Raw genomic sequence first — 21,236 nt, forward strand, 5'->3', positions numbered from 1 at the left:
TACGCCTACGGAGAAGACGATGATGTCTGCCTGGACGCTCCCCCCCCCCCCCCCCCACCCCCCCCCCCCCCCCCCCCCCCCCCCCCTCCCCCCCCCCCCCCCCCGCGGCGTTGTCGTGTGTCCGGAACCCGGCCTGCTGGACGGGGCCGAGGCCGAGAGCGGAAGAGGATTTCCGCAGCGGCCGTGGACGGTTATTCGTAACCGCCGGACGCGGGCCCGCGCTCCGGTACGGCAGCGGCCGCGGCTATTGCCCCGGACGTAAAGAGGAAAATCCATTCCGGATTTGCTCCGGCGGTGCTATGGGGCGAATACGGACCGGGCTATTCCGGCGGCCCGGGAACTCCAAGGCGGCACGGCGGACCGGGCCCGGTAAGACAGGCACGCGGCCCTATAGGGCCGCGATATCACAGCTCAATGACCCGGATCCCGTCCGGTACGCCCGTGACGCGCGGCAGCCGGGGGCTGATCAACAGCTCTTCCAGGCGGGGGAACGCGGCCAGCCACTCCATCGAGATGCCCAGGTCGTACGCCAGCCAGAGCCGGCTCAGACCGTCCGCCGGGACGATGCCGCCGATCAGCTCCTCGGCGGTGAACTTCCCCGCTATCTGGAGGTACGGCCGGCCGTCGAGCTCTTGCAGGGCGTGCAGCTCCGCCACGTCCGCCACGGGGAAGAACAGTCCGTCCGGGTCCAGGTGAGCGATGATCTCCCGGGCGTACCGCGTGGTGTCGTACCGCCGCCAGGCACCGGCCAGCTGCACCCGTACGTCGTGGTACTTCCGCCGGCGCAGCCCGGTCAGGTAGTCGATCGCCATGTCGTCGGTGATGGACGTGGCCGTGACCGCGAGCAGATACGCCTCGCCGTCCGACACCTCGGCCGGCTCCGGCAGCATCTCCAGGACGATCGGGCCGATCCAGCCCAGTGCCCGGGCTCCGGCCACGGTGCTGGGCCGGACCATGTCGCGGGTGAAGCGACGCACCCGGTGGCGTACCTCCGGGTCGAGTTCGGTGGCGTGCTCCACGCAGGCCGCCGCGAGCAGCTTGCGGTGCCGGGCCTCCGCGGCCCGGATGCCCGGACGCGGGGTCAGCAGACCGTTCAGCAGCGCCGCGCACTCGTCGGGGCGGGCCAGCGCGACGGCCATCCTGATGACGTCCTCCCACTCGGAGAGATGGGCGTGGTTCAGCAGCAGCCCGAAGTCGTGGCGCTGGACGGTGGCGCGGGCGGCCAGGAAGTCCTGGAAGGTGCGGTGCACGAAGTCGACCGTGCCCGGGGCCGGTTCGCGCAGCAGGCCGGTGCGGTTGAGCAGGTGGCGGTAGATCTCCTCGGGACCGCCCTGGCGCGCGGCGTCCGGGATGGCCGGCAGATGCTGCGCGAGGGTGTCGACGGCGACGCCGCGGTCCATCTCCGAACGCCCGTTGACCAGCATCCAGTGCGCCAGCTTCTGCAGCAGCTGGATCTTGGGTTGGCGGGGCAGGTCGATACCGTCCGTGGCGCCCATGGCCCGCTCCCGGTCCCGCCGCTCCAGCAGCATCGACAGGGCGGCCTCGTACAGCTCCTTGCGGCCGTTGGGCAGATAGCCGCGGCGGTCGCGGTGCAGCGCGCAGAGCATCCCGCACATCAGCGGGTTGGTGGCGAGCCGCCCCAGGTCGCGGGTGATGCGTACGGCGTTGAGCAGGGTCCGTTCGTAATGGCCGAGGCGGTCCAGGTCCTCCGGCTCCTGCTGGGCCGCGGCGCGGTGCCAGCGCTGGATGAACGCGGCGATGTCCTCACGGCTCAACGGGGCCAGCGACAGCTCGGCGAAGCCGTCGGCCGTCAGCCAGTCGGCGCGTACGGCGGAGGGGCGGGAGGTGACGATCCAGATGTTGCCCGGATACAGGGCGGTCCAGTCGCGGAGTCGGCGGCGCAGCTTCTCGCGCTCGTCCTCGGGGGCCTCGTCCACACCGTCGATCAGCAGCAGTGCCCGGCCGGCCCGCAGGACGCGGTCGGCCCAGCCCGCGGGCTGGGCCTCGGCGCCCGGATAGCCGACCGCCGCGAGGAAATTGCCGGGGGAGGGCAGGCCGTGCCGGGCGAAGCGGCGCACCGGCAGGAGGAAGGGGACCCGGCCGAACAGGGCGCGGCGCAGCGCGGCGGGCAGCTCGCCGCGGGCGGTGGCGACGGCCAGCCACTGGAGCAGGGTGGTCTTGCCGGAGCCGGCCACGCCGCGTACGAGAATCCGGCTCCGGCCGGCCAGGGCGTGCTCGGCGGGGACGGCGGGCTGCGGGGCGCCGCCGTGGTCCGCGGCCGTCGGCTCGGCCTCGCAGCGCGGCCCCAGGTAGGCGGCGTCCAGCGGCCAGCTGTCCGGGGAGTGGGCGAGGTCGATGCCGAAGATGGTCAGGTGGTTGTGGAGTACGGCGGTGTCGTGGGCGTACCGCGTCTCGAAGGCGGCGTCCTCGGCGGAGCGGGACGGCAGCCGGGCGGCCAGGGCGCCGAGGGTGTCGTCGATCCTGCCGAGGGTGCGCCGGTTCTCGACGAGGGTGCGGGCGGTGAAGCCGGACAGCCGGGTGAAGAACTCCAGGATGTGCAGCGACGCGGTGTCCAGCAGGATGCGGTGCAGTGCGGTGCCGTCGCCGGTCAGTTCGCGGGTGGCGTCCGGGGCGGCGCGGTGCAGCCGCCGGGCGAGTTCGGCGGGCTCCAGCCGGGCGCCCTGCACGATTTCCAGGTCGATGTCGCCGAGCGCCCAGAGCGTACGGGTCAGGGCGTCCGTCACGGCCCGGTCCTCGTCGGGGGCGACGGGCCGGGCCAGCTCCTCGCCGGTGGCGCCGGGCAGCGGGGTCACGGCCCGGTCGACCAGCTTGGCGGCTATCCGCCGCACGTCGCGCTGTTCGAGGGTGCGCTGCTCGCCCCGGAAGGAGACCAGGCCGCGGATCCGTAAGGGCCGGTCCACCAGGGCGGCGCCGGGGCCGGGGCGGACGAGGAGCTTCTTGATGAGCGGGGCGACGACTTTCGGAAGGAGCCGGGCCATGATGATCATCGGGTCCATGCGGTGATCCCCCATCACCTGGTCGACGCCGGCCGGGCCGGGCGCCGTGGGCTTCAAGGGTAGGGGAGACGCCGCCGCCGGGGGCCCGTGCGGCCGGTGCTGCCGAGCGGGGGGACGGCGCGTTTCCCGTACGGGCCTTTGGTCCCGGCGGGGGCAGGCGAAAGCCCCGCCGGGCAGCGGGGAGAACCGGGGGCCCGGTGACATGCCGCACAGGCCCTCCGGCGTCTACTACGTGGAATAGCGGGCGCTTTACGAGGTGCGGCGGGCGGGTGCGGGCGTGGTGGCCGCCGCGGTGTGGCCGGGGGGTTCCCGGGCTGTTCGACAACACCGAACGGCTCGGTGAAACCGCAGGTCAGAGGCAGGGTGGCAAGGGCGTCAGACAGTCGGGGGCCGGCGACAGCCGCCGGGTTTGAGACCAGGGGGCGAGGGTAGTCGCGGCGGTTTATTTCCCCGGCTTTTGCTACGAGATGGGGTAGTAGAAAGGGGTATTGGCAGCATGTCGGATTCGGGTTACCAAGGTGGGGCGATCCCGGTCGACGGCCGGGACGCGGCCCTTTCCCTTTCCCGGAGGTAGTTCCCGCATGTCGAAGCACCACCCCCTGCACCGCCCGACGAAGAAGTCCGTTCTCCGTACCCGCGCCTCCGTGCTCGCGGCGGGCCTGGGCATCTCCGCGGCCATGGGCGCCGGGGTGGCCGTGGCAGCAGGCAGCGACGCGCAGTCGATCGCGCTGGACGGGCTGGCGTCCGACCTCCGCTCCTCGGTGGCCGCGCAGGCCGACGCGCAGAAGAAGGCCGCCGAAGCCGAGAAGCAGGAGGCCGAGCAGGCCAAGAAGGCCGCCGAGGAGAAGGCCCGCTCCTGGGTGAAGCCGGTGGACGATTACAAGCTGGGCATGACCTTCGGGCTGGCGGGCAAGCACTGGTCGCACAACCACAGTGGTCAGGACTTCGTGGTGCCCAGCGGCACCGCCGTGCACGCCGTGCACGGGGGCACCGTGGTCAAGGCCGGCCCGAACGGCGGCGGCGACGGTCCCGCGTACGGCAACGCCGTCGTGATCAAGCACGACAGCGGTACGTACACCCAGTACGCGCACCTGACCAGCGCCGAGGTCAAGCCGGGCCAGACCGTGGAGACCGGCCAGGAGATCGCCAAGTCCGGCAGCACCGGCAACTCGACCGGCCCGCACCTGCACTTCGAGGTCCGCACCGGCCCGGACTACGGCTCCGGCGTCGAGCCGACCGCCTTCCTGAAGGCGCGCGGCGACGGCGTGTGATCCCCGCCGTCAGACGGCGTGCGCGCCGTGGCTCTCCGGCTGGGCCGCGGTGACCAGCTCGGTGGCGACCTCCAGGATGGCCTTGCGCTTGTCCTCGGGGTCGCCTTCGAGGGTCTGCATGGCGAACAGGCCCGCGTGCATCGAGAAGATCGCGGTGATGCAGCGCACCTGGTCCGTCAGCTCCGCCTCCGGCTCCCTGAGCAGTCCGGTGAGCCGCATCATCCGCTGCTTGAAGGTCTCCCCGATGCTCAGGTCCCGTACGGCCGCCTGGTTCTCCTGCATGAAGCGGAACAGCGGTTCGGCGGAGCGCAGCGCCTCGCTGTAGCGGCGCAGGATCTCCTGCTTGGTCTCCAGGGTGCGCGGCTGCGCGCCGGCCCACTCGATCAGGTCGTCGATCGGCCGGGCCAGGTCCTGGAAGAGGCCGATGACGATGTCTTCCTTGGTCTTGAAGTGGTAGTAGAGCGCCGCCTTCGTGACGTCGAGCCGCTCGGCGATCTCGCGCAGCGAGGTCTTCTCGTACCCCTGCTCGGCGAACAGCTCCAGGGCGATGTCCTGGATGCGCTGGCGGGTGTTGCCCCTGCGCGCGTGCGGTGTGCCCATGCTGCTGTTCTCCTGCGTCGATCGTCCGGGCGGGGCCGTGTCCAGGCCGGTGCCAGGGAGCCACTCCCTAACTTACTTGACGCCCGGCTAGTTCGGCGTTTACCTTCTTCACTGTACTCAACTAGCCGGGCGGCAAGTAAGTGGGAGAAGTGAAGATGGGGATGTCGCAGAAGAAAGCGACCCCAGCGGGGGGCATACCGAAACCGGCGGACACCGGGGGGAAGCAGCCGGCCAGCGTCCGCGTGGTGCTGTTCGCGCTGATGATCGCGATGTTGCTCGCGATGCTGGACAACATGATCGTGGGTACGGCGATGCCGACGATCGTGGGCGAACTGGGCGGGCTGAGCCACCTGTCCTGGGTGGTGACCGCGTACACGCTCGCGACCGCCGCCTCCACCCCGATCTGGGGCAAACTGGGCGACCTCTACGGCCGTAAGGGCGTCTTCCTGACGTCCATCGTGATCTTCCTGATCGGCTCCGCGCTGTCCGGCATGGCCCAGGACATGGGCCAGCTCATCGGCTTCCGCGCCGTACAGGGCCTGGGCGCCGGCGGTCTGATGGTCGGCGTCATGGCGATCATCGGCGACCTGATCCCGCCGCGCGAGCGCGGCAAGTACCAGGGCATGATGGCCGGCGTCATGGCCGTCGCGATGATCGGCGGCCCGCTGGTCGGCGGCACCATCACCGACCACCTCGGCTGGCGCTGGAGCTTCTACATCAACCTGCCGCTGGGCGCGATCGCCCTGGTCATGGTGACCGCGGTGCTCCACCTGCCCAAGAAGCGGTCGCAGGCCCGCATCGACTACGTCGGCGCCATCCTGCTCACCATCGGCATCACCTCGCTGGTCCTGATTACCACCTGGGGCGGTACCGAGTACGACTGGGCGTCGGCCCAGATCATCGGACTCGGCGCGGTCGGCGTGGTGGCCCTGCTCGCCTTCGTCCTCACCGAGACCAAGGTCCGCGAGCCGGTGCTGCCGCTGCACATCTTCCGCAACAACAACTTCAGCCTGGTCACGGTCATCGGCTTCCTGGTCGGCTTCGTGATGTTCGGGTCGATGACCTTCCTGCCGCTGTTCCAGCAGACCGTGCAGGGCGCCTCGGCCACCAACTCCGGCCTGCTGCTCCTGCCGATGCTGCTCGCGATGATGGCCGTCTCGCTGGTCGCGGGCCGGGTCACCACCTCGACCGGCAAGTACAAGATCTTCGTGGTGGGCGGCGGCGCGCTGATCACCGCCGGGCTCGCGCTGCTGTCCCTGATGGACACGGAAACCACCCGCTTCACCTCGGGCCTGTACATGGCGGTGCTCGGCGCCGGCATGGGCTTCCTGATGCAGACCACGATGCTGATCGCACAGAACAGCGTCGAGATGAAGGACATGGGCGTCGGCTCCTCGTCCGCCACCCTGTTCCGTACGATCGGCGGCTCCTTCGGCGTCGCGATCTTCGGCGCGATCTTCAACAACCGGGTGACGGACGTGATGACCGAGCGGCTCGGCGCCGCAGGTGCGAGCGCGACCGCCGGCGGCGGCCAGATGGACCCGAAGGCCCTGGAGAAGCTGCCCGCCGCGGTCAAGGACGCTTACATGCACGCGGTCTCCGGCGGCACCCACCAGGTCTTCGTGTGGGGCGCGCTGATCAGCATCATCGGCTTCGCCGCGGCCTGGTTCCTCAAGGAGGTGCCGCTGCGCGGCGGCCCCGTCAAGCCCGCCGAAGAGCAGGCGGACGGCGGCGACTCCGCGGCGAACAAGGCTCCCATGGCGGAGGCCGTCTGATCCGGCACTGAATTCCCTGGCCAGCGGCCCCCGGCGAACACGCCGGGGGCCGCTGGCGTGTCCGCCGGCCGCTCGCCGCCGGGCCGTTGTCAGTGGTGCGTGCCAGCATCGGAACGTGAACGGTGACGGGGAGCGGGACGAGCGGGACGGTGGGCGCGCGAGCGGCGGCGCCACGGCCCCGGTGCCGCTCGCGCGGCTGCGGCAGCTGCGGCTGGCCAAGGACGCGATGGACCGCGACTGGGCCACGCCGCTCGACCTGGACACGGTGGCGGCGCACGCCGGATATTCACGCTTCCACTTCATCCGCGCCTTCAAGCAGGTCTACGGCCTGACCCCCGGCCAGTACCTGAGCCGCCGCCGCATCGAACGGGCCGAGGAACTGCTGCGCACGGCCGACCTGTCGGTCACGGAGATCTGCTGGCTGGTCGGCTTCGGCAGCCTCGGCACGTTCTCCGCACGGTTCAAGGAACAGACCGGCCTGACACCGAGCGCGTACCGCCGACGGCATGTGGGACAGGGCGCCGGGCTGATACCGGGCTGCTACGCACTGTTGTGGTCCGGCGGGTTCAAGACCTTCGAGGACCGCAATTCTCGAGAAGGCGGGTAGCGGGCGCGCTGCCTACGGTGAAGAAGACCGCGCGGACAGCGCGGTGGGCAACGGAGGCACATCATGATCAAGGGACTCGCCATCACCACCGTCTGGGTCCTCGACCAGGACCGGGCGAAGGACTTCTACACGGACAAGCTCGGACTGGAAGTCCGTACGGACATGCGGATGGGCGGCGAGGACGGGATGCGCTGGCTGACCGTCGGCGCCAAGGACCAGCCCGACATGGAACTGACCCTGATGGTCCCCGGCCCGCCCGGCATGGACCCCGAGGCCGGCGAGATGCTGCGGCAGCTGGTCGGCAAGGGACTGATGGGCGCCGGGGTGCTGGCCACGGACGACGTCAAGGCCGATTACGCGGCGCTGAAGGCCAAGGGCGTGGAATTCCTCCAGGAACCGCAGGAACGCCCGTACGGCACCGAGGCGATATTCCGCGACGACTCCGGCAACTGGTTCTCACTGACCCAGCGCAGCGAGCAGCTGGACCTGGGCAAGGAGTGGGGGGAGTGCGTGGAGTAGGCGGGGGCTGGGGAGGGCGGAGCCGGAGGGAGGGGGGAGCCGGAGGGGCGGCGGGGCTGGAGGACGGACAGCGGCCGGCCCCGGCCTCTCAGCCGTCCCCCGACCCGACCACCCCTCACCGATCCGGCAGCTGAATCACCGGGAAGCTGCCCGTGTTGGTCGGGGCGTTCTCCGGTAGCCAGAGTACGGATACCGCGCCGGTCGAGCCGTCCGTCAGTTCGTCCGCGTTGCGGAAGGTGAGGCGGGCGCCCAGTACCCGGGCCTGGCCCGCTGCGATGGTCAGGCCGAGGCCGTGGCCGCGGCCGGCGCGGTCGCTGCTGCCGGTGCGGAAGCGGCTCGGGCCCTCGCGCAGCAGGGCTTCGGGGAAGCCGGTGCCGTGGTCGCGTACGCGTACGACGCGGCCCTCGACGGTGACCTCGATCGGGGGCTTGCCGTGCCGGGCCGCGTTGGCGATGAGGTTGCCCAGGATGCGTTCCAGGCGCCGCGGGTCGGTGGAGACCTCGGCGTCCCGCAGGATTTCGATCTTGATGTCGGAGTTCAGGGCCCGCACCCGGCGGGTGACGAACTCGCCGAGCGCCACGTCCTGCAGTTCGGCCCGCTCCGCGTAGCCGTCCAGCCGGGCCACTTCCAGTACGTCCTCGACGAGGGTGCGCATCGCCTGGGCCCGGTCCCGTACCAGCTCCGAGGGGCGGCCCGGCGGCAGCAGCTCGGCGGCGGTGAGCAGCCCGGTGACCGGGGTGCGCAGTTCGTGGGCGATGTCGGCGGTCACCCGGCGTTCCGCCTCGATGCGTTTCTGGAGTGCGTCGGACATCGCGTCCACCGCCCAGGCCAGGTCGTCCGTCTCGTCGCGTATGCGGCCGCCGACCTCGTCGCGGATGCGGACGGAGGTGTCGCCGTCGGCGAGTTTGCCGGCCGCCGCGGCGGCCTTGCGCAGCCGCTGGGACAGCCGTCCGCCGATCAGCACGCCGAGCGCGCAGCCGCCGACCACGACCGCCGTCGAGCCGATCAGCAGTGCCTGGTCGAGGTCGTCGAGGACGGCGAACCGGTCGGGGAAGTAGCCCTGGATGGACAGCACCCGGCCGTCCGCGACCGGCGCCGCGGCCCACACCTTGGGTGTGGTCTGGCCGGTGTCCTCCAGGTATGTCGCCCGCTTGCCCTTGGTGACCTCGTCCCGCAGGGCTTTGGGCAGCGCCGGGTCGTCCAGCTTGGCGCCGAAGCGCAGCTGGTGCGTGGATTCGTAGATCTTCTGCGTGAAGTTGAGGCGTTCGGTCTGCACGTCACGGCTGTTGTCCAGCATCGAACCGCGCGCCGCGTTGTGCACGACGAGGCTCAGCGCGATCGCGACCAGCGCTCCGACGAGCGCGATCGCGGCGCTGAGCTTCCACCTCAGCCCCGTTCGCAGGGCGAGCCTGACCACCGCAGGAGTCAGCCTCTCAGCTTGTAACCGAAGCCGCGGACCGTCTCGATGCGGTCCTGGCCGATCTTGCCGCGCAGCCGCTGGACGTGGACGTCCACGACGCGGGTGTCACCGCCCCAGCCGTAGTCCCAGACCCGCTCCAGGAGCCGGTCGCGGGAGAGGACCGTACCGGGCGAGTTCGAGAACTCCAGCAGCAGCCGCATCTCGGTGGGCGTCAGGGCGACCGGCTGACCGCCTTTGCGCACCTCCATGCCCTCCGTGTCGACCTCCAGGTCGCCGAAGCGCAGTACGGCCTCGGCGGGCCCGGGGGCGTCCGGGGCCGCGGCGCCCGAGCCGTCCGGCCCCGAGGCGTGTCCGAAGCGGCGCAGCACCGCGCGGATCCGGGCGACCAGCACGGCGCCGTCGAACGGCTTGGTCACATAGTCGTCGGCGCCGGCCTCCAGGCCCAGCACCACGTCGATGGAGTCGGCCCGCGCGGACAGCATGATCACCGGCACGGTCGACTCGTCGCGGATGCGCCGGCACAGGCTGACGCCGTCCAGGCCGGGCACCATCACGTCCAGCAGGGCGATGTCGGGCCGGTTGGCCCGGAACGCCTCCAGGCCCGCCAGCCCGTCGGGCATGGCCGTGACCACGAAGCCGTCCCGCTCCAGGGCGAGCTGGGTCGCCTCGCGGATGACGTCGTCGTCCTCGACGAAGAGCACATGGGTATCGGCCATGCGGTGTTCTCAATCCTCCGGTGCCGGTTCCGGGGACGCGGATTCCGTGCTCCCGGACTTGCTGTAGTCGGTGTGGTACCGGGCGTACTCGACGAAGCGGCTACCCGTCCAGCGGTAGGTCATCACATCCTCGCCGGAAGCGCAGCACACCTTGTCGCCGGTGTCGTAGGTCTGCTTGGAGACCTCCAGTTCGCCCTTGTTGACGCCCGCGTACGTCGACGGCTGCTCGTCCGCGAAGACATTCTCGTACGTCCCGCCCTTCTTACGGTAGACGTACGAGCCGATGCCGACCGAGTCCGCGCAGGTCATCACGTTCACCACGACGTCGGGGACCTTGCCGTGGGTGAGCGAGGCGTAGGTGACCTCGACCGGGTACTCCTCGGCGGCGCACGGCTTGCCGAGGGACTTCTTGACGTCGTCGCCGACCTTCGGGTCGGCCTTCATCAGCGCCACCGCGTCGACCTTCTGGTACTCGGCCGACGCCGAGGGGGCCGGGGACGGCGCGTGGGCCGACCGGTCCGTGGGCGCCGGGGTGCTGCTGGCCGTGCCCTCGGTGCGTACGCCCTCGCCGCCGGGGTTGCAGCCGGCCAGCAACAACGAGAGGGCGGCCATCCCGGCGATGGCCGCTCCGCCGCTCGTCTTGAGGGCACCGGCCCGCCGGGGCCGGGCCGCGGGTTTCCGCCGCCGCTCCGGGGCCGGGTGTTCCGGTCCCGGCCTGCCCGGTCGGGTCCGGCGGGAGGTGGTCCGCCCGAGTCCGGCGTGCCAGCCGCTGACCTGCCCGATTCTCCTCCGTACGAATCGGGTCGGTCCCGCCCCGGGCAGCGCGGCGCCGGCCGGCGGGGGTCCGGCCGGCGTGCTCTGGGCCGACCTGCCTCCGGCCGGCCTGTTCCTGGTCAAACCGCTCCCGCTCACAGTCCCTCTGGCTAAGCCACCGGTACCGCAGCCGGTCAGGCCGCGCACCGCTCCCGCTCCTGCTCGCCGCGCTCCAGCATCCGCGCGTCGATGTCGCGATTCTCCAGCTCCTGGCGCAGCCGGGCCAGGGCCCGGTGCAGCGTGCTCTTGACCGTACCGGTGGACATGCCCAGCGCCGCCGCGGTCTCCTCCGTGCTCATCTGCTCCCAGTGTCGCAGCACGACGACGCTGCGCTGCTTGGGCGCGAGCACGCCGAGGATGTCCATCAGCAGGGCCCGGTCGGCGCGCTGCTCGGTGCCGTCGTCGACGCTGGCGTCCGGGAGCTGCTCGGTGGGCACCTCCTCCAGCTTGCGGGCGCGCCACCACTCGGTCCGCGTGTTGATCATGACGCGGCGGAGGTAGGCGTCGGCGAGGGACTTGTCGGCGATGCCGTCCCAGCGCCCGTACGTGCGGACCAGGGCCGTCTGGAGCAGGTCTTGGGCGTCGACCGGGTCGGGCACCAGGCGCCGGGCGCTGCGCAGCAGTGCATCCTGCCGCGTCCGCACGTACTCTTCGAAGTCCAGTACCTTGCCGCCGCTGGTCGCCATCCCGACGCCTCCGATCCGCTTGCGATTCCCCACGTTGACCGCGCTGGTGGTCATCTCCAGCACGAGGAAGACGCTACGGAGGGGGTGTTGCGGCGTAATGTGCGAGGGCCCCACAGGCAGTGCACGGAAAACCGTCGGTTGTGTAACAGCCCCCCGGGGGTCATACCTCCGGCTGACGGGGGCCCGGAACGGGTCATCCTCCTGGGGGACTGCGGGGGCGGCCGGAAGAGCTATGACCACCGCCCCGGAAGTGTGGTGACGCGGCGCGCGCCACCACGCCGCTGTCCGCGCCATCACACCGCTGTCACAGAGCGGTCGTCACGCCCCTGAAGTCAGGACGTGCTCCGGCCGAGCGGCAGGCGGTACATGCCGCCCGGCAGCGGCTCCACCAGGCCGTCCGCCACCAGACCGTCGAGCGCCCGCGCGCGCTGCACCGGCTCGTCCCACACCGTGTCCAGTACGGCCTGCGGTACGGACCCGACGGCTTCGCGCAGTACGGCGAGGAGCTTGCCGCGCACCTGGCGGTCCGTACCGGCGTACGTCTGGCCGCGGCGCGGCGGGCCGTCGTGCGCGGGCGAACCTGCCAGCCGCCAGGCGCACTGTGCGGAGATCGGGCAGCGCACACACTCCGGGCCGCGCGCGGTGCACACCAGCGCGCCCAGCTCCATCGTGGCGGCGGCCCACTTGGCGGCGGTCTCCTCGTCCTGCGGCAGCAGCGCGCGGGCCAGCTTGCGTTCGGCGGCGGTGGTGGCGTTCGGCGGGTACTGCCGCCCGGCGACGGCGCGCGCGAACACCCGGCGGACGTTGGTGTCCAGTACGGCGTGCCGCTGCCCGTAGGCGAACGAGGCCACGGCCGCGGCCGTGTACTCGCCGACCCCCGGCAGCGCGAGGAGCTGGGCGTGCTCGCGCGGTACGTCGCCGCCGTGACGTTCCTGTATCGCGGAGGCGGCCGCGTGCAGGCGCAGCGCGCGCCGCGGATAGCCGAGGCGGCCCCAGGCGCGCACCGCTTCGCCGGGCGGCTCGGCGGCCAGGTCGGCGGGGCGCGGCCAGCGCGCCAGCCACTGCTCGTACACCGGCAGCACTCTGCTGACCGGCGTCTGCTGCAGCATGAACTCGCTCACCATCACGCCCCAGGCGCCCGCCTCGGGGCGGCGCCAGGGCAGATCGCGGGCGTGCTCGTCGAACCAGTCGGTGACGGGGCCGTGCAGCCGGGCCCCTTCGGCGGCTTCGTTGGCGGCGGTGACAGCGGCGGCGCCGGTGGCGGCAGGAGTGGAAGTCATGGCACTGCCGATCCTGGCACGGCGGCGCTCCGCCGTGAAACGCACCGGGCGCGCGCCACCACGCGCCCACCCGCTCGCGGGAACGCCCGGCCGGGATGGGTGGCCGAAACGGGCGTACCGACCGGCCGGAACAGCCGTATCGATCAGCCGGAACGGCCGTAACGGCCGGGCCGCCGAGCGGCGCGTGGGACGGCAGGGACGAGGATGTCCCCATGATGTGGACAACGACGGGACCGTCCGGAGGGACGCGATGACCACCGCGAGCGACTGCCCGGACACGATTCGCCGGGCCCTGGCCGCGCACACGACGCTGACCCTCGCGTACGCCGACGACGAGGGACCGCAGGCCTGCGCCGTGCTCTACGCCACCGCGGACGGGCCGGCGCCCGCGCTCGTCCTGGTCACCGCGGAGTCGACCCGGCACGGCCGGGCCTTCGCACGGGCCGCCGACGCCGGTTCCGGCGCCCGCGTCGCCTTCACGGCCCAGCGCGACGGCCAGGAGTGGACCGCGCTGACCGGGGTGCAGGGCCGGGGCCGCTGCCACCGGCTGGCGGGCGCGGACCGCGCGGCCGGGTGGCGTACGTATCTGGAGCGCTTCCCGTTCGTCGCGGCCGACGGCAGGCTCGCCGCGGCACTGGAACGCACCGCACTTTGGGAAGTACGCCCGGACTGGCTGCGGTTGGTCGACAACGGCCGCGGCTTCGGGCACAAGGAGGAGTGGCACGCGCCGTGACACCACGGCGCGGCGCCCGCCGGGGGCACCCCAGGGGGGCGCCCCTCCCCGGGACAGGTCAGGCCCGCACCAGGATCTTCCAGCGGCCCGCTCCCAGGCGTACGACCAGGGAGGTCAGCGGCCGGGCGAACAGCGTCACGCAGAGCGTGGCGGTCAGGGTGCCCAGCGCCAGGCCGGCCACCACGTCGTGCGGGTAGTGCACACCGACGAACACGCGCGAGAAGCCGGTCAGCAGTGCGACCGGGATCACCAGCCAGGCTGCCGCACGCCAGGCGAACACGATGCCGACGGCCAGCGCTGCCGCGATCGTGGAGTGGTTGCTCGGGAAGGACCAGTCGCCCTGCGGCGGGCACTGGACTATGGAACCGGCGGCGCCCACCACGGCCCGGCAGGGCCGCTCCTCGTCCACGAAGCTCTTGACGACCTCACTCACCAGGTAGGCGACCGCCGTGCCGATCGGCACCAGGATCGCGAGCGCGACCAGCCGCTCCTCTCCCTTGCGGGACCGCCACCAGCCCAGTACGGCCAGGGCCATGAGCAGCAGGATGCCGCCCTCCGTGCCGCCGGCGGCCAGCGAGTGGATCCAGCCGGGTGTGTCGTGCGCGAAGTCGGTGACGTCGCGATAGAGATCGGTGCTGTACATGAACGCATACGGTACGGACTGTTACGGGAAAGCCGCACCTGACCGTCGGCAGGGGAAACCCCTGACGAAAGCGGGTGGCGGCCGGGCGCGCGGCTCGGACGGCGGGCCGCTGTGGATCATCACCGGCCGTGGCACCCGGCACCGCCACCGGCCCGCCCCGGGAAGATGATGTGAAAAGTTGCAGCTTCGTGCGGCGGGTACTGGCCGGTGTGACAGCTGATCTCTCGTAGAGTTTCCGCGTGGGATCTCTGCGCAATCCGATCGGGCCGCTTCCCTCCTCCATCTACTGGCGGCGGAGGGCCGTTGCGCTGGCCGTCCTCGCCGTGCTCGTCCTGTTGGCGGTGTGGGCCGTCAACTGGACCGGCAACGACGGGAAGACCGGCGACGAGGGCAAGGGACAGGGCAGTCCGGGGCCCGCGACGTCCATCACGCCGGGCCCGAACGCGACGGATTCCGGGATCAGCCAAAAGCCGGGCGGCCGCGACGAGTCGAGCGGCAGCGGCGGTTCCGGCAGCGGCTCCGGCGGCTCGGGTGACAGCGGCGGCTCGGGCGGCTCCGGTGGCGGCGCGGGCGGCAGCGGCGGCTCGGGCCCCGGTGGCGGCGGCCCCATAGGAGAGGGCAGCGGCGCTGTACCGGCCGGTTCGGCGCTCGCGAACTGCGCGCCCGCCAGCACCCAATTGAAGCTGCGCAGCCTGAAGGACACCTACGAGCCCGGCGAGAGGCCCGCGTTCGAGGTCACCATCGAGAACTCGGCCGACAGCGCCTGCAAGGTGGACCTGGGACGCGGGTACGCGGCCCTCACCATCACCGGGCCCTCCGACGACGAGCGGGTCTGGTCCTCCGGCGACTGCCCGGCGGGCGGCGGGGGCACCGCGCCCGTACAGGTCCCGGCGGGCGGTTCGGTCAAGCGGACCGTGGAATGGGACCGCAAGCCCAGCACCTCGGAGTGCGCGACACCGGCCGCCGAGGCCGTCGGGCCCGGCACGTACCGGGTCGAGGCCAAGGTGGGCGGGCTGGACGCGGTACGCGCGTCCTTCGAGCTGGCCAAGGGCTGACCCGCCGCCAGGGGGCGCGCCCGGCAACGCGGTCCGGGCCGGGGCGCGCCTATTGCGCTGTGAGCGTGCAGCCGTTCCGCGGCCGCCCATGATCGGGCACAGTCGGCTCCATGAAGCTACTGATGCTGGGCGGAACGGAGTTCGTGGGGCGCGCGGTCACCGACGCGGCGCTGGCCCGCGGCTGGCAGGTCACGGTCTTCCACCGCGGACGGCACGAGCCGCCGCCGGGAACGACCGCCGTGCACGGCGACCGCACCGACGCGGCCACCCTCACCGCGCTCGCCGACGGCACCTGGGACGTCGTCGTGGACACCTGGGCCTGGGCGCCGACGGCGGTGCGCGACGCCGCCCGGCTGCTGGCCGACCGGGCCGGACGGTACGTGTACGTGTCCACCGGCTCGGTGTACGCGCCACCGGCCGGGCCCGGGCACACCGAGGCCAGTCCGCTGGTGGACGGCTCCCCGGACGCGGACGCGGTGGCGTACGCGCAGGACAAGCGCGGCGGGGAGCTGGCCGCGCTGGCGGCCTTCGGCGACGACCGTACGGTGCTGGCCCGCGCCGGGCTGATCCTCGGGCCGTGGGAGAACATCGGCCGGCTTCCCTGGTGGCTGACGCGCATCGCGCGCGGCGGGCCGGTGCTCGCGCCGGGCCCGCGGGACCTGGGCCTGCAGTACATCGACGCCCGTGACCTGGCCGAATGGGTCCTGCACGCGGCGGAGACCGGGCTGTCCGGCCCGTACAACCTCATCAGCGAGCCGGGGCACGCCACGATGGGCGAGCTGCTGGAGGCATGTGTGCAGGTCACCGGCTCGGACGCCGAACTGCGCTGGGCCGGACCGGAAGAGATCCTCGCGGCGGGCCTGGCCCCCTGGACGGAGCTGCCGATCTGGCTGCCGCCGGGCGAACTGTACGACGCCATCCACAGGGGCGACGTGACCAAGGTGCATGCCGCTGGGCTGCGCTGCCGGCCGGTCGCGGAGACGGTGGCGGACACCTGGGCGTGGCTGCGGAAGCTGGACGGACCGCCTCCGCTGCGGGCCCGGCAGCCGGTCGGACTGGCACCGGAGAAGGAGGAAGCGTTCCTGCGGGGGTGAGCTGAGACCCGGCGGCGTGCGGGCGTCCCTGCGCCCGCACGCGGACGCCGCTTCGCGCCCCGCACGTACCGCTACACGTACCGTTCGAGGATCGACGACTCCGCCAGCCGGGACAGGCCCTCGCGCACGGACCGGGCGCGGGCCTCGCCGACCCCGTCCACCGCCTGGAGGTCGTCCACGCTCGCCGCGAGCAGCTTCTGCAGCCCGCCGAAGTGGTCGACCAGCCGGTCGATGACGGCGCCCGGCAGCCGCGGCACCTTCGCCAGCAGCCGGAAGCCACGCGGCGAGACCGCCGAGTCCAGCGTCTCCGGCGAGCCGCTGTAGCCCAGCGCGCGGGCCACGATGGGCAGTTCCAGCAGTTCGGCGTGGCTGAGCGCGTCCAGCTCGGACAGCGCCTCCGGCACCGTACGGGAGCGCTTGGCCGTCGGCTCGGGCACATAGTCGCGCACGACCAGCTCGCGCTCCGGCTCGACGCCCGCGATCAGCTCGTCCAGCTGGAGGGAGAGCAGCCGGCCGTCCGTGCCCAGCTCGACCACGTACTCGGCGATCTCGGTCGCGATGCGGCGCACCATCTCCAGCCGCTGGGCGACCGCGGTGACGTCGCGGACCGTGACCAGGTCCTCGATCTCCAGTGCGGACAGGGTGCCGGCCACCTCGTCCAGCCGGAGCTTGTAGCGCTCCAGCGTGGCCAGGGCCTGATTGGCGCGGGAGAGGATCGCCGCCGACTCCTCCAGGACGCGGCGCTCACCGTCCACGTACAGCGCGATCAGCCGCATGGACTGGCTGACCGAGACGACCGGGAAACCTGCCTGTATCGAGACGCGCTGGGCGGTGCGGTGGCGGGTGCCGGTCTCCTCGGTGGGGATGGAGGCGTCCGGGACCAGCTGCACACCGGCCCGCAGGATCTTGGTGATGTCCTTGTCCAGGACCAGCGCGCCGTCCAGCTTGCACAGCTCGCGCAGCCGGGTCGCGGAGAACTCCACGTCCAGCACGAAACCGCCGGTGCACATCGTCTCGACGGTCTTGTCGAAACCGAGGACGATCAGGCCGCCCGTGTTGCCGCGCAGAATGCGCTCCAGGCCGTCCCGCAGCGCCGTGCCGGGCGCCACCGCGCTCAGCGTGGCGCGCATCAGGCCGTCCGTGCCGCCGCTGTCGCCCGACCTGCGGGTGGGCGGCCCCCAGCCGGACCTGCCACCAGACGACGATGCCCGGTCGTTGGCTGCCACTGCACTCCTCCGTCGCAAGGTCTGTCGGTGCCGCAGGCCGCCCGGCAGATGCCTTGGTCACGCAGCTCACGGGCTGCGCGGGCCGACGGCATGACTTCCTTGACAGGCGAGACCGGGGCAAAGTCTACCGGCGCCCAGGCTAGGGGCTGTCTGCCAAGTCACGTCGGCCCCCGGCGAGGCGGGTCCGTCCCCGTCGGCGGGCGCCTGCTCACAAGGGCTCACGAGGCGGGCGCCTGCCCGGCGGAGCGGTCCGCCGCGGCCGTGGACCTCTCGCGCGGCGGCTCCCGGCGCGGCCGCTTGGGCAGGACCCGCAGGGCCTCGCCGACGTCCGCGACCTCCAGTACCCGCATCCCGTCCGGGATCTTGCCGGGGTCGGCCGGGACCAGGGCGTGGGTGAAGCCGAGCCGGGCCGCCTCGGCCAGCCGGCGCTGGACGCCCGTCACCCGCCTGACCTCGCCCGCGAGCCCCACCTCACCGATCGCGACCAGGTTCTTCGGCAGCGGCGAGTCGCTGGCGGCGCTGGCCAGCGCGAGCGCCACGGCGAGGTCGGCGGCCGGCTCGGTCAGCTTCACACCACCGACCGTGGCGGTGTAGATGTCGCGCTTGCCGAGGGCCGCGATGCGCCCGCGCTGCTCCAGGACGGCCAGCATCATCGAGACGCGGGAGGTCTCCAGGCCGGAGGTGGTGCGGCGGGGGGAGGGGATCTGCGTGTCGACGGTCAGCGCCTGCACCTCGGCGACCAGCGGGCGGCGGCCCTCCAGGGTGACCGTCAGACAGGTGCCCGGCACGGGCTCGTCGCGGCGGGTCAGAAAGAGGCCGGACGGGTCGGCCAGACCGGTGATCCCCTCGTCGTGCAGCTCGAAGCAGCCGACCTCGTCGGTGGTGCCGTAGCGGTTCTTCACCCCGCGCACCAGGCGCAGCCGGGCGTGCCGGTCGCCTTCGAAGTTCAGTACGACGTCGACCAGGTGTTCCAGGAGGCGGGGGCCCGCGATGGCGCCGTCTTTGGTGACGTGGCCGACCAGCAGGGTGGCCATACCGCGCTCCTTGGACGCCCGGATCAGGGCCCCGGCGACCTCGCGGACCTGGGCCATGCCGCCGGGCGCGCCGTCGATCTCGGGCGAGGCGACGGTCTGGACGGAGTCCACGATCAGCAGCGACGGCTTGACCGAGTCCAGGTGGCCCAGGACGGCGGACAGGTCGGTCTCGGCGGCGAGATACAGGTGGTCGTCGATGGCGCCGATACGGTCGGCGCGCAGCCGCACCTGGCTCGCGGACTCCTCGCCGGTCACATACAGCGTGCGGTGCTCGTCGCTCGCGGCCTTGGCGGCCACGTCCAGCAGCAGCGTGGACTTGCCGACGCCGGGCTCACCGGCGAGCAGCACCACGGCGCCGGGCACCAGGCCGCCGCCCAGTACGCGGTCCAGCTCGTCGACGCCGGTCGAGCGGGCGGTGGCCCGGCGGCCGTCGACCTGGCCGATGGGCAGGGCGGCCGTCGTGACGCGGCCCGGCGCGGTCGTACGGACGGCGGGCGCGCCGCCGAACTCCTCGACCGTCCCCCAGGCCTGGCACTCCGGGCAGCGGCCGAGCCACTTCGCGGTGGTCCAGCCGCATTCGGTGCAGCGGTACGAGGGCCGCTCCTTGGCCGGGGATTTACGAGTCGCCATGGTGTTCACCGTAGCCGCGGGGTGTGACAGCGCCGGGCGCGCGGGCGTGTCAGTGGGCCGGGCGGGGCCTGTGGGTGGGGTGTGAAGGCCCGTAACGTGCGTGAAACCACGTTCTGGTGTCCTCTTTTGAGGGAGAACGTCACCCGTATGGATTAAAAGTGTCCGTGCGGCGCGATAGTGCCTGCATCATCCGCCTACCGTCGCCGGGTGATGAGCAGCAGGTCCGATCAACCCACGCACGCCACCGGTGCACACCGGGCGCACGACGGCGCTCAGCGCCACGACCCGGCGCGGCTTCCCGAGCGGTACGAGCCCCATCTCGACGGGCTGTTCACCTACTGTCTGTCCGTCCTGTGCGAGCACGACGCGGCGACCGCCGTCCTGGGCGAGGTGCTCGCCGTCGCCGAACGGCACCACAACCGCCGCCCGCCCGACCCCGGCCTGTACCGGTCCTGGCTGTACGCGCTGGCCCGGTGGGCCTGCCTGCGGCGGCTGGCCGACCGGACGCAGGACGGCGGCCCGGACCGCGGGAGCGGGACCCCGGCGGGCACGGGCAGCGGAACGGCCCAGGGCACCGAGGCGCCCCACGACGGCACCGGGACGACCTACGGCACCGAAACGACCTACGGCACCGGAGCGTCCTCCGGCCTGGACACCGCTTCCGGGCGCGCCGCCGGGCCGTCCGGCGAGAGTGCCGACGCGGCCCGGCAGCGGCGCGAACTGGCCGGTCTGGCCTGGCCCGAAGCCGCCGGGACGACCCCCGAACAGCGCGAGGCACTGGAGCTGTCCGTCCGCCACCGGCTGTCCCCCGAGGAGGTCGCGGCCGTCCTCGGCGGCGACACCGACGCCACCCGCACCCTCCTGGCCACCGCCTCCTGCGAGGTCGAGCGGACCCGGGCCGCGCTCGCCGTCGTCGAGTTCGGCCGCTGCCCGGACGTCGCGCAGCTCGCCGCGGATACGCAGATGCTGCTCGGCGTCGCCCTGCGCCGGGAGCTGGTCCGGCACGTGGACGACTGCGCGGAGTGCCGCCGTACGGCCGAGCGGGCCACCGCCCACGGGCCCTGGCCGGGCACCGCGCCCCTGGACCACGGCGCGCTGCCGCTGGTCACCGCCCCGCGGGCGGCTGTGGGCGCGGCCATGGCGGCGGCGCGCGGCTCGCGTTCGGGGCGCGCCGAAGGAGTGGCGGGCGCGGGTGCCCCCGCCCGCTCCCGGCGTGCGGGGCGCGCGGGTGGCGTAAACGGTTCTCCTCGCTACGACCGGCGCGGATTCCCCGTCCGCCCCAAGGAGCCGACGGCCCGCAGGCGCAGGCTGCGGACCCGGGCCGTGACCACGACCGTGATCGCCACCGTCCTGGCGGCGCCGGTGCTCGCCCTGTGGGCGGCCTACCGGGGCGCGCCCCAGACCGGCGAGAGCGAGGGCCCGTCGGTGACGGCCGGCGAGCCGGACGCCGGCCCGTTCGACGGCCGGCCGTACGAGAACGCGGGCCGCGCCCGGACCCCCGCCGTGTCGCACCCGATGTCGGCGAGCGGCCGGCCCGCCGTCCCCGACGTCTCGGTGCAGGTCGTCGGCGCGGACGGCACCCTGCTGCGCCCCGGCGAACCGGACCGCTCCGGTACCGGCCCCGGTCGGCTGACCGTCACCGCCGAACCGCGCGGCGGCGTCACGGCCGTCACCCTCACCGCGTCCGGCGGCGCGCCGGTCCACTGGTCGGCGCGTACGGCCGCGCCGTGGCTCCGGCTGAGCGCGACGGGCGGGGTGCTGCGGCCGGGAGAGTCCACCACGCTCCTGGTGTCCGTGGACCACGGCCGGGAACCGGACGGTTACTGGAACGCGCGGGTCACCCTGGCGCCCGGAGGGACGACGGTCACGCTGGAGGGGTGGGGCCAGGGGAACGCCGGCCACTGGCCGGGGCACCCGCGGCCGACGGGCCCCGGCCCCCGGCACGAGCCCGAACCGACGATGCCGACGCCGACGCAGGAGCCGGCCGGCGAGCCGCCGGCGTCCCCCACACCGACCCCCGCGCCCACGACGCAGGAGCCGACGGCGGAACCGACTCCGCCCCCGGGCTCCTCCGGGCCGACGGGGTGAGCCACGGGCCTGCGGCCTCCCTCGGGCCC

18 protein-coding genes are annotated in these 21,236 nt (G+C 72.9%); 8 read left to right on the plus strand and 10 right to left on the minus strand.

Annotated features, from left to right (window positions below):
• Positions 1-404 precede the first annotated feature (404 nt).
• Positions 405-3,017 (minus strand): NACHT domain-containing protein, encoded by a 2,613-nt coding sequence (locus ACZ53K_RS39640; RefSeq protein WP_468847078.1) that lies wholly within the window; start codon positions 3,015-3,017, stop codon positions 405-407.
• Positions 3,018-3,598: 581 nt separating this feature from the next.
• On the opposite strand from ACZ53K_RS39640, the gene ACZ53K_RS39645 reads away from it, so the two are divergent.
• Positions 3,599-4,288, plus strand: coding sequence for a M23 family metallopeptidase (locus ACZ53K_RS39645; protein WP_468847081.1), 690 nt, complete (start codon positions 3,599-3,601; stop codon positions 4,286-4,288).
• Positions 4,289-4,297: 9 nt separating this feature from the next.
• Here the strand turns inward: ACZ53K_RS39645 and ACZ53K_RS39650 are convergent, their stop codons facing one another.
• Positions 4,298-4,888 carry a TetR/AcrR family transcriptional regulator gene (locus ACZ53K_RS39650; protein WP_468847084.1) on the minus strand — a complete coding sequence of 197 codons (591 nt, stop codon included), beginning with the start codon at positions 4,886-4,888 and terminating at the stop codon, positions 4,298-4,300.
• Positions 4,889-5,043: 155 nt separating this feature from the next.
• Between ACZ53K_RS39650 and ACZ53K_RS39655 the strand changes: the two genes are divergently transcribed.
• The 3 genes from ACZ53K_RS39655 to ACZ53K_RS39665 all read left to right on the plus strand — a co-directional run bounded on the left by ACZ53K_RS39655 (position 5,044) and on the right by ACZ53K_RS39665 (position 7,789).
• The gene (locus tag ACZ53K_RS39655; protein WP_468847086.1) at positions 5,044-6,663 is read left to right on the plus strand and encodes an MDR family MFS transporter; all 1,620 of its coding nucleotides are present in this window, start codon (positions 5,044-5,046) and stop codon (positions 6,661-6,663) included.
• A gap of 115 nt (positions 6,664-6,778) precedes the next feature.
• Positions 6,779-7,270, plus strand: coding sequence for a helix-turn-helix transcriptional regulator (locus ACZ53K_RS39660; RefSeq protein ID WP_468847089.1), 492 nt, complete (start codon positions 6,779-6,781; stop codon positions 7,268-7,270).
• Positions 7,271-7,333: 63 nt separating this feature from the next.
• The gene (locus tag ACZ53K_RS39665) at positions 7,334-7,789 is read left to right on the plus strand and encodes a VOC family protein (RefSeq protein WP_468847092.1); all 456 of its coding nucleotides are present in this window, start codon (positions 7,334-7,336) and stop codon (positions 7,787-7,789) included.
• Between the two features lie 115 nt (positions 7,790-7,904).
• Here the strand turns inward: ACZ53K_RS39665 and cseC are convergent, their stop codons facing one another.
• The 5 genes from cseC to ACZ53K_RS39690 all read right to left on the minus strand — a co-directional run bounded on the left by cseC (position 7,905) and on the right by ACZ53K_RS39690 (position 12,704).
• Entirely contained in the window at positions 7,905-9,206 is a 1,302-nt protein-coding gene (gene cseC, locus ACZ53K_RS39670; RefSeq protein ID WP_468847095.1) for a two-component system sensor histidine kinase CseC, read from the minus strand.
• An 8-nt stretch (positions 9,207-9,214) separates the two neighbouring features.
• A complete protein-coding gene (cseB, locus tag ACZ53K_RS39675; RefSeq protein ID WP_468847097.1) occupies positions 9,215-9,925 on the minus strand; it encodes a two-component system response regulator CseB in 711 nt (236 codons plus the stop codon).
• A gap of 9 nt (positions 9,926-9,934) precedes the next feature.
• Entirely contained in the window at positions 9,935-10,537 is a 603-nt protein-coding gene (locus tag ACZ53K_RS39680) for a hypothetical protein (protein ID WP_468847100.1), read from the minus strand.
• A gap of 335 nt (positions 10,538-10,872) precedes the next feature.
• Entirely contained in the window at positions 10,873-11,424 is a 552-nt protein-coding gene (locus tag ACZ53K_RS39685; RefSeq protein WP_073760596.1) for a SigE family RNA polymerase sigma factor, read from the minus strand.
• Positions 11,425-11,756: 332 nt separating this feature from the next.
• Entirely contained in the window at positions 11,757-12,704 is a 948-nt protein-coding gene (locus ACZ53K_RS39690) for an HhH-GPD family protein (protein WP_468847103.1), read from the minus strand.
• Between the two features lie 250 nt (positions 12,705-12,954).
• Here ACZ53K_RS39690 and ACZ53K_RS39695 point away from each other — a divergent pair, with 250 nt between their 5' ends.
• Positions 12,955-13,437, plus strand: a complete 483-nt coding sequence (locus tag ACZ53K_RS39695; RefSeq protein WP_468847106.1) for a pyridoxamine 5'-phosphate oxidase — start codon at positions 12,955-12,957, stop codon at positions 13,435-13,437.
• Between the two features lie 58 nt (positions 13,438-13,495).
• Here the strand turns inward: ACZ53K_RS39695 and ACZ53K_RS39700 are convergent, their stop codons facing one another.
• The gene (locus ACZ53K_RS39700) at positions 13,496-14,080 is read right to left on the minus strand and encodes a phosphatase PAP2 family protein (RefSeq protein WP_468847108.1); all 585 of its coding nucleotides are present in this window, start codon (positions 14,078-14,080) and stop codon (positions 13,496-13,498) included.
• Positions 14,081-14,319: 239 nt separating this feature from the next.
• On the opposite strand from ACZ53K_RS39700, the gene ACZ53K_RS39705 reads away from it, so the two are divergent.
• The gene (locus tag ACZ53K_RS39705; RefSeq protein WP_468847111.1) at positions 14,320-15,135 is read left to right on the plus strand and encodes a hypothetical protein; all 816 of its coding nucleotides are present in this window, start codon (positions 14,320-14,322) and stop codon (positions 15,133-15,135) included.
• 122 nt (positions 15,136-15,257) lie between these two features.
• Positions 15,258-16,229: an NAD-dependent epimerase/dehydratase family protein gene (locus tag ACZ53K_RS39710; protein WP_468847158.1), complete on the plus strand. Its 972-nt coding sequence runs from the start codon at positions 15,258-15,260 to the stop codon at positions 16,227-16,229.
• A gap of 71 nt (positions 16,230-16,300) precedes the next feature.
• Here ACZ53K_RS39710 and disA read toward each other — a convergent pair whose 3' ends face one another.
• Both disA and radA read right to left on the minus strand, forming a co-directional pair.
• The gene (disA, locus tag ACZ53K_RS39715; protein ID WP_468847114.1) at positions 16,301-17,455 is read right to left on the minus strand and encodes a DNA integrity scanning diadenylate cyclase DisA; all 1,155 of its coding nucleotides are present in this window, start codon (positions 17,453-17,455) and stop codon (positions 16,301-16,303) included.
• A gap of 218 nt (positions 17,456-17,673) precedes the next feature.
• Positions 17,674-19,119 carry a DNA repair protein RadA gene (gene radA / locus ACZ53K_RS39720; protein WP_468847117.1) on the minus strand — a complete coding sequence of 482 codons (1,446 nt, stop codon included), beginning with the start codon at positions 19,117-19,119 and terminating at the stop codon, positions 17,674-17,676.
• A 210-nt stretch (positions 19,120-19,329) separates the two neighbouring features.
• Here radA and ACZ53K_RS39725 point away from each other — a divergent pair, with 210 nt between their 5' ends.
• Positions 19,330-21,207 (plus strand): BACON domain-containing protein, encoded by a 1,878-nt coding sequence (locus tag ACZ53K_RS39725; protein ID WP_468847120.1) that lies wholly within the window; start codon positions 19,330-19,332, stop codon positions 21,205-21,207.
• The last annotated feature ends 29 nt before the right edge of the window (positions 21,208-21,236 follow it).

The organism is Streptomyces sp. NPDC033221 (genome assembly GCF_055577005.1).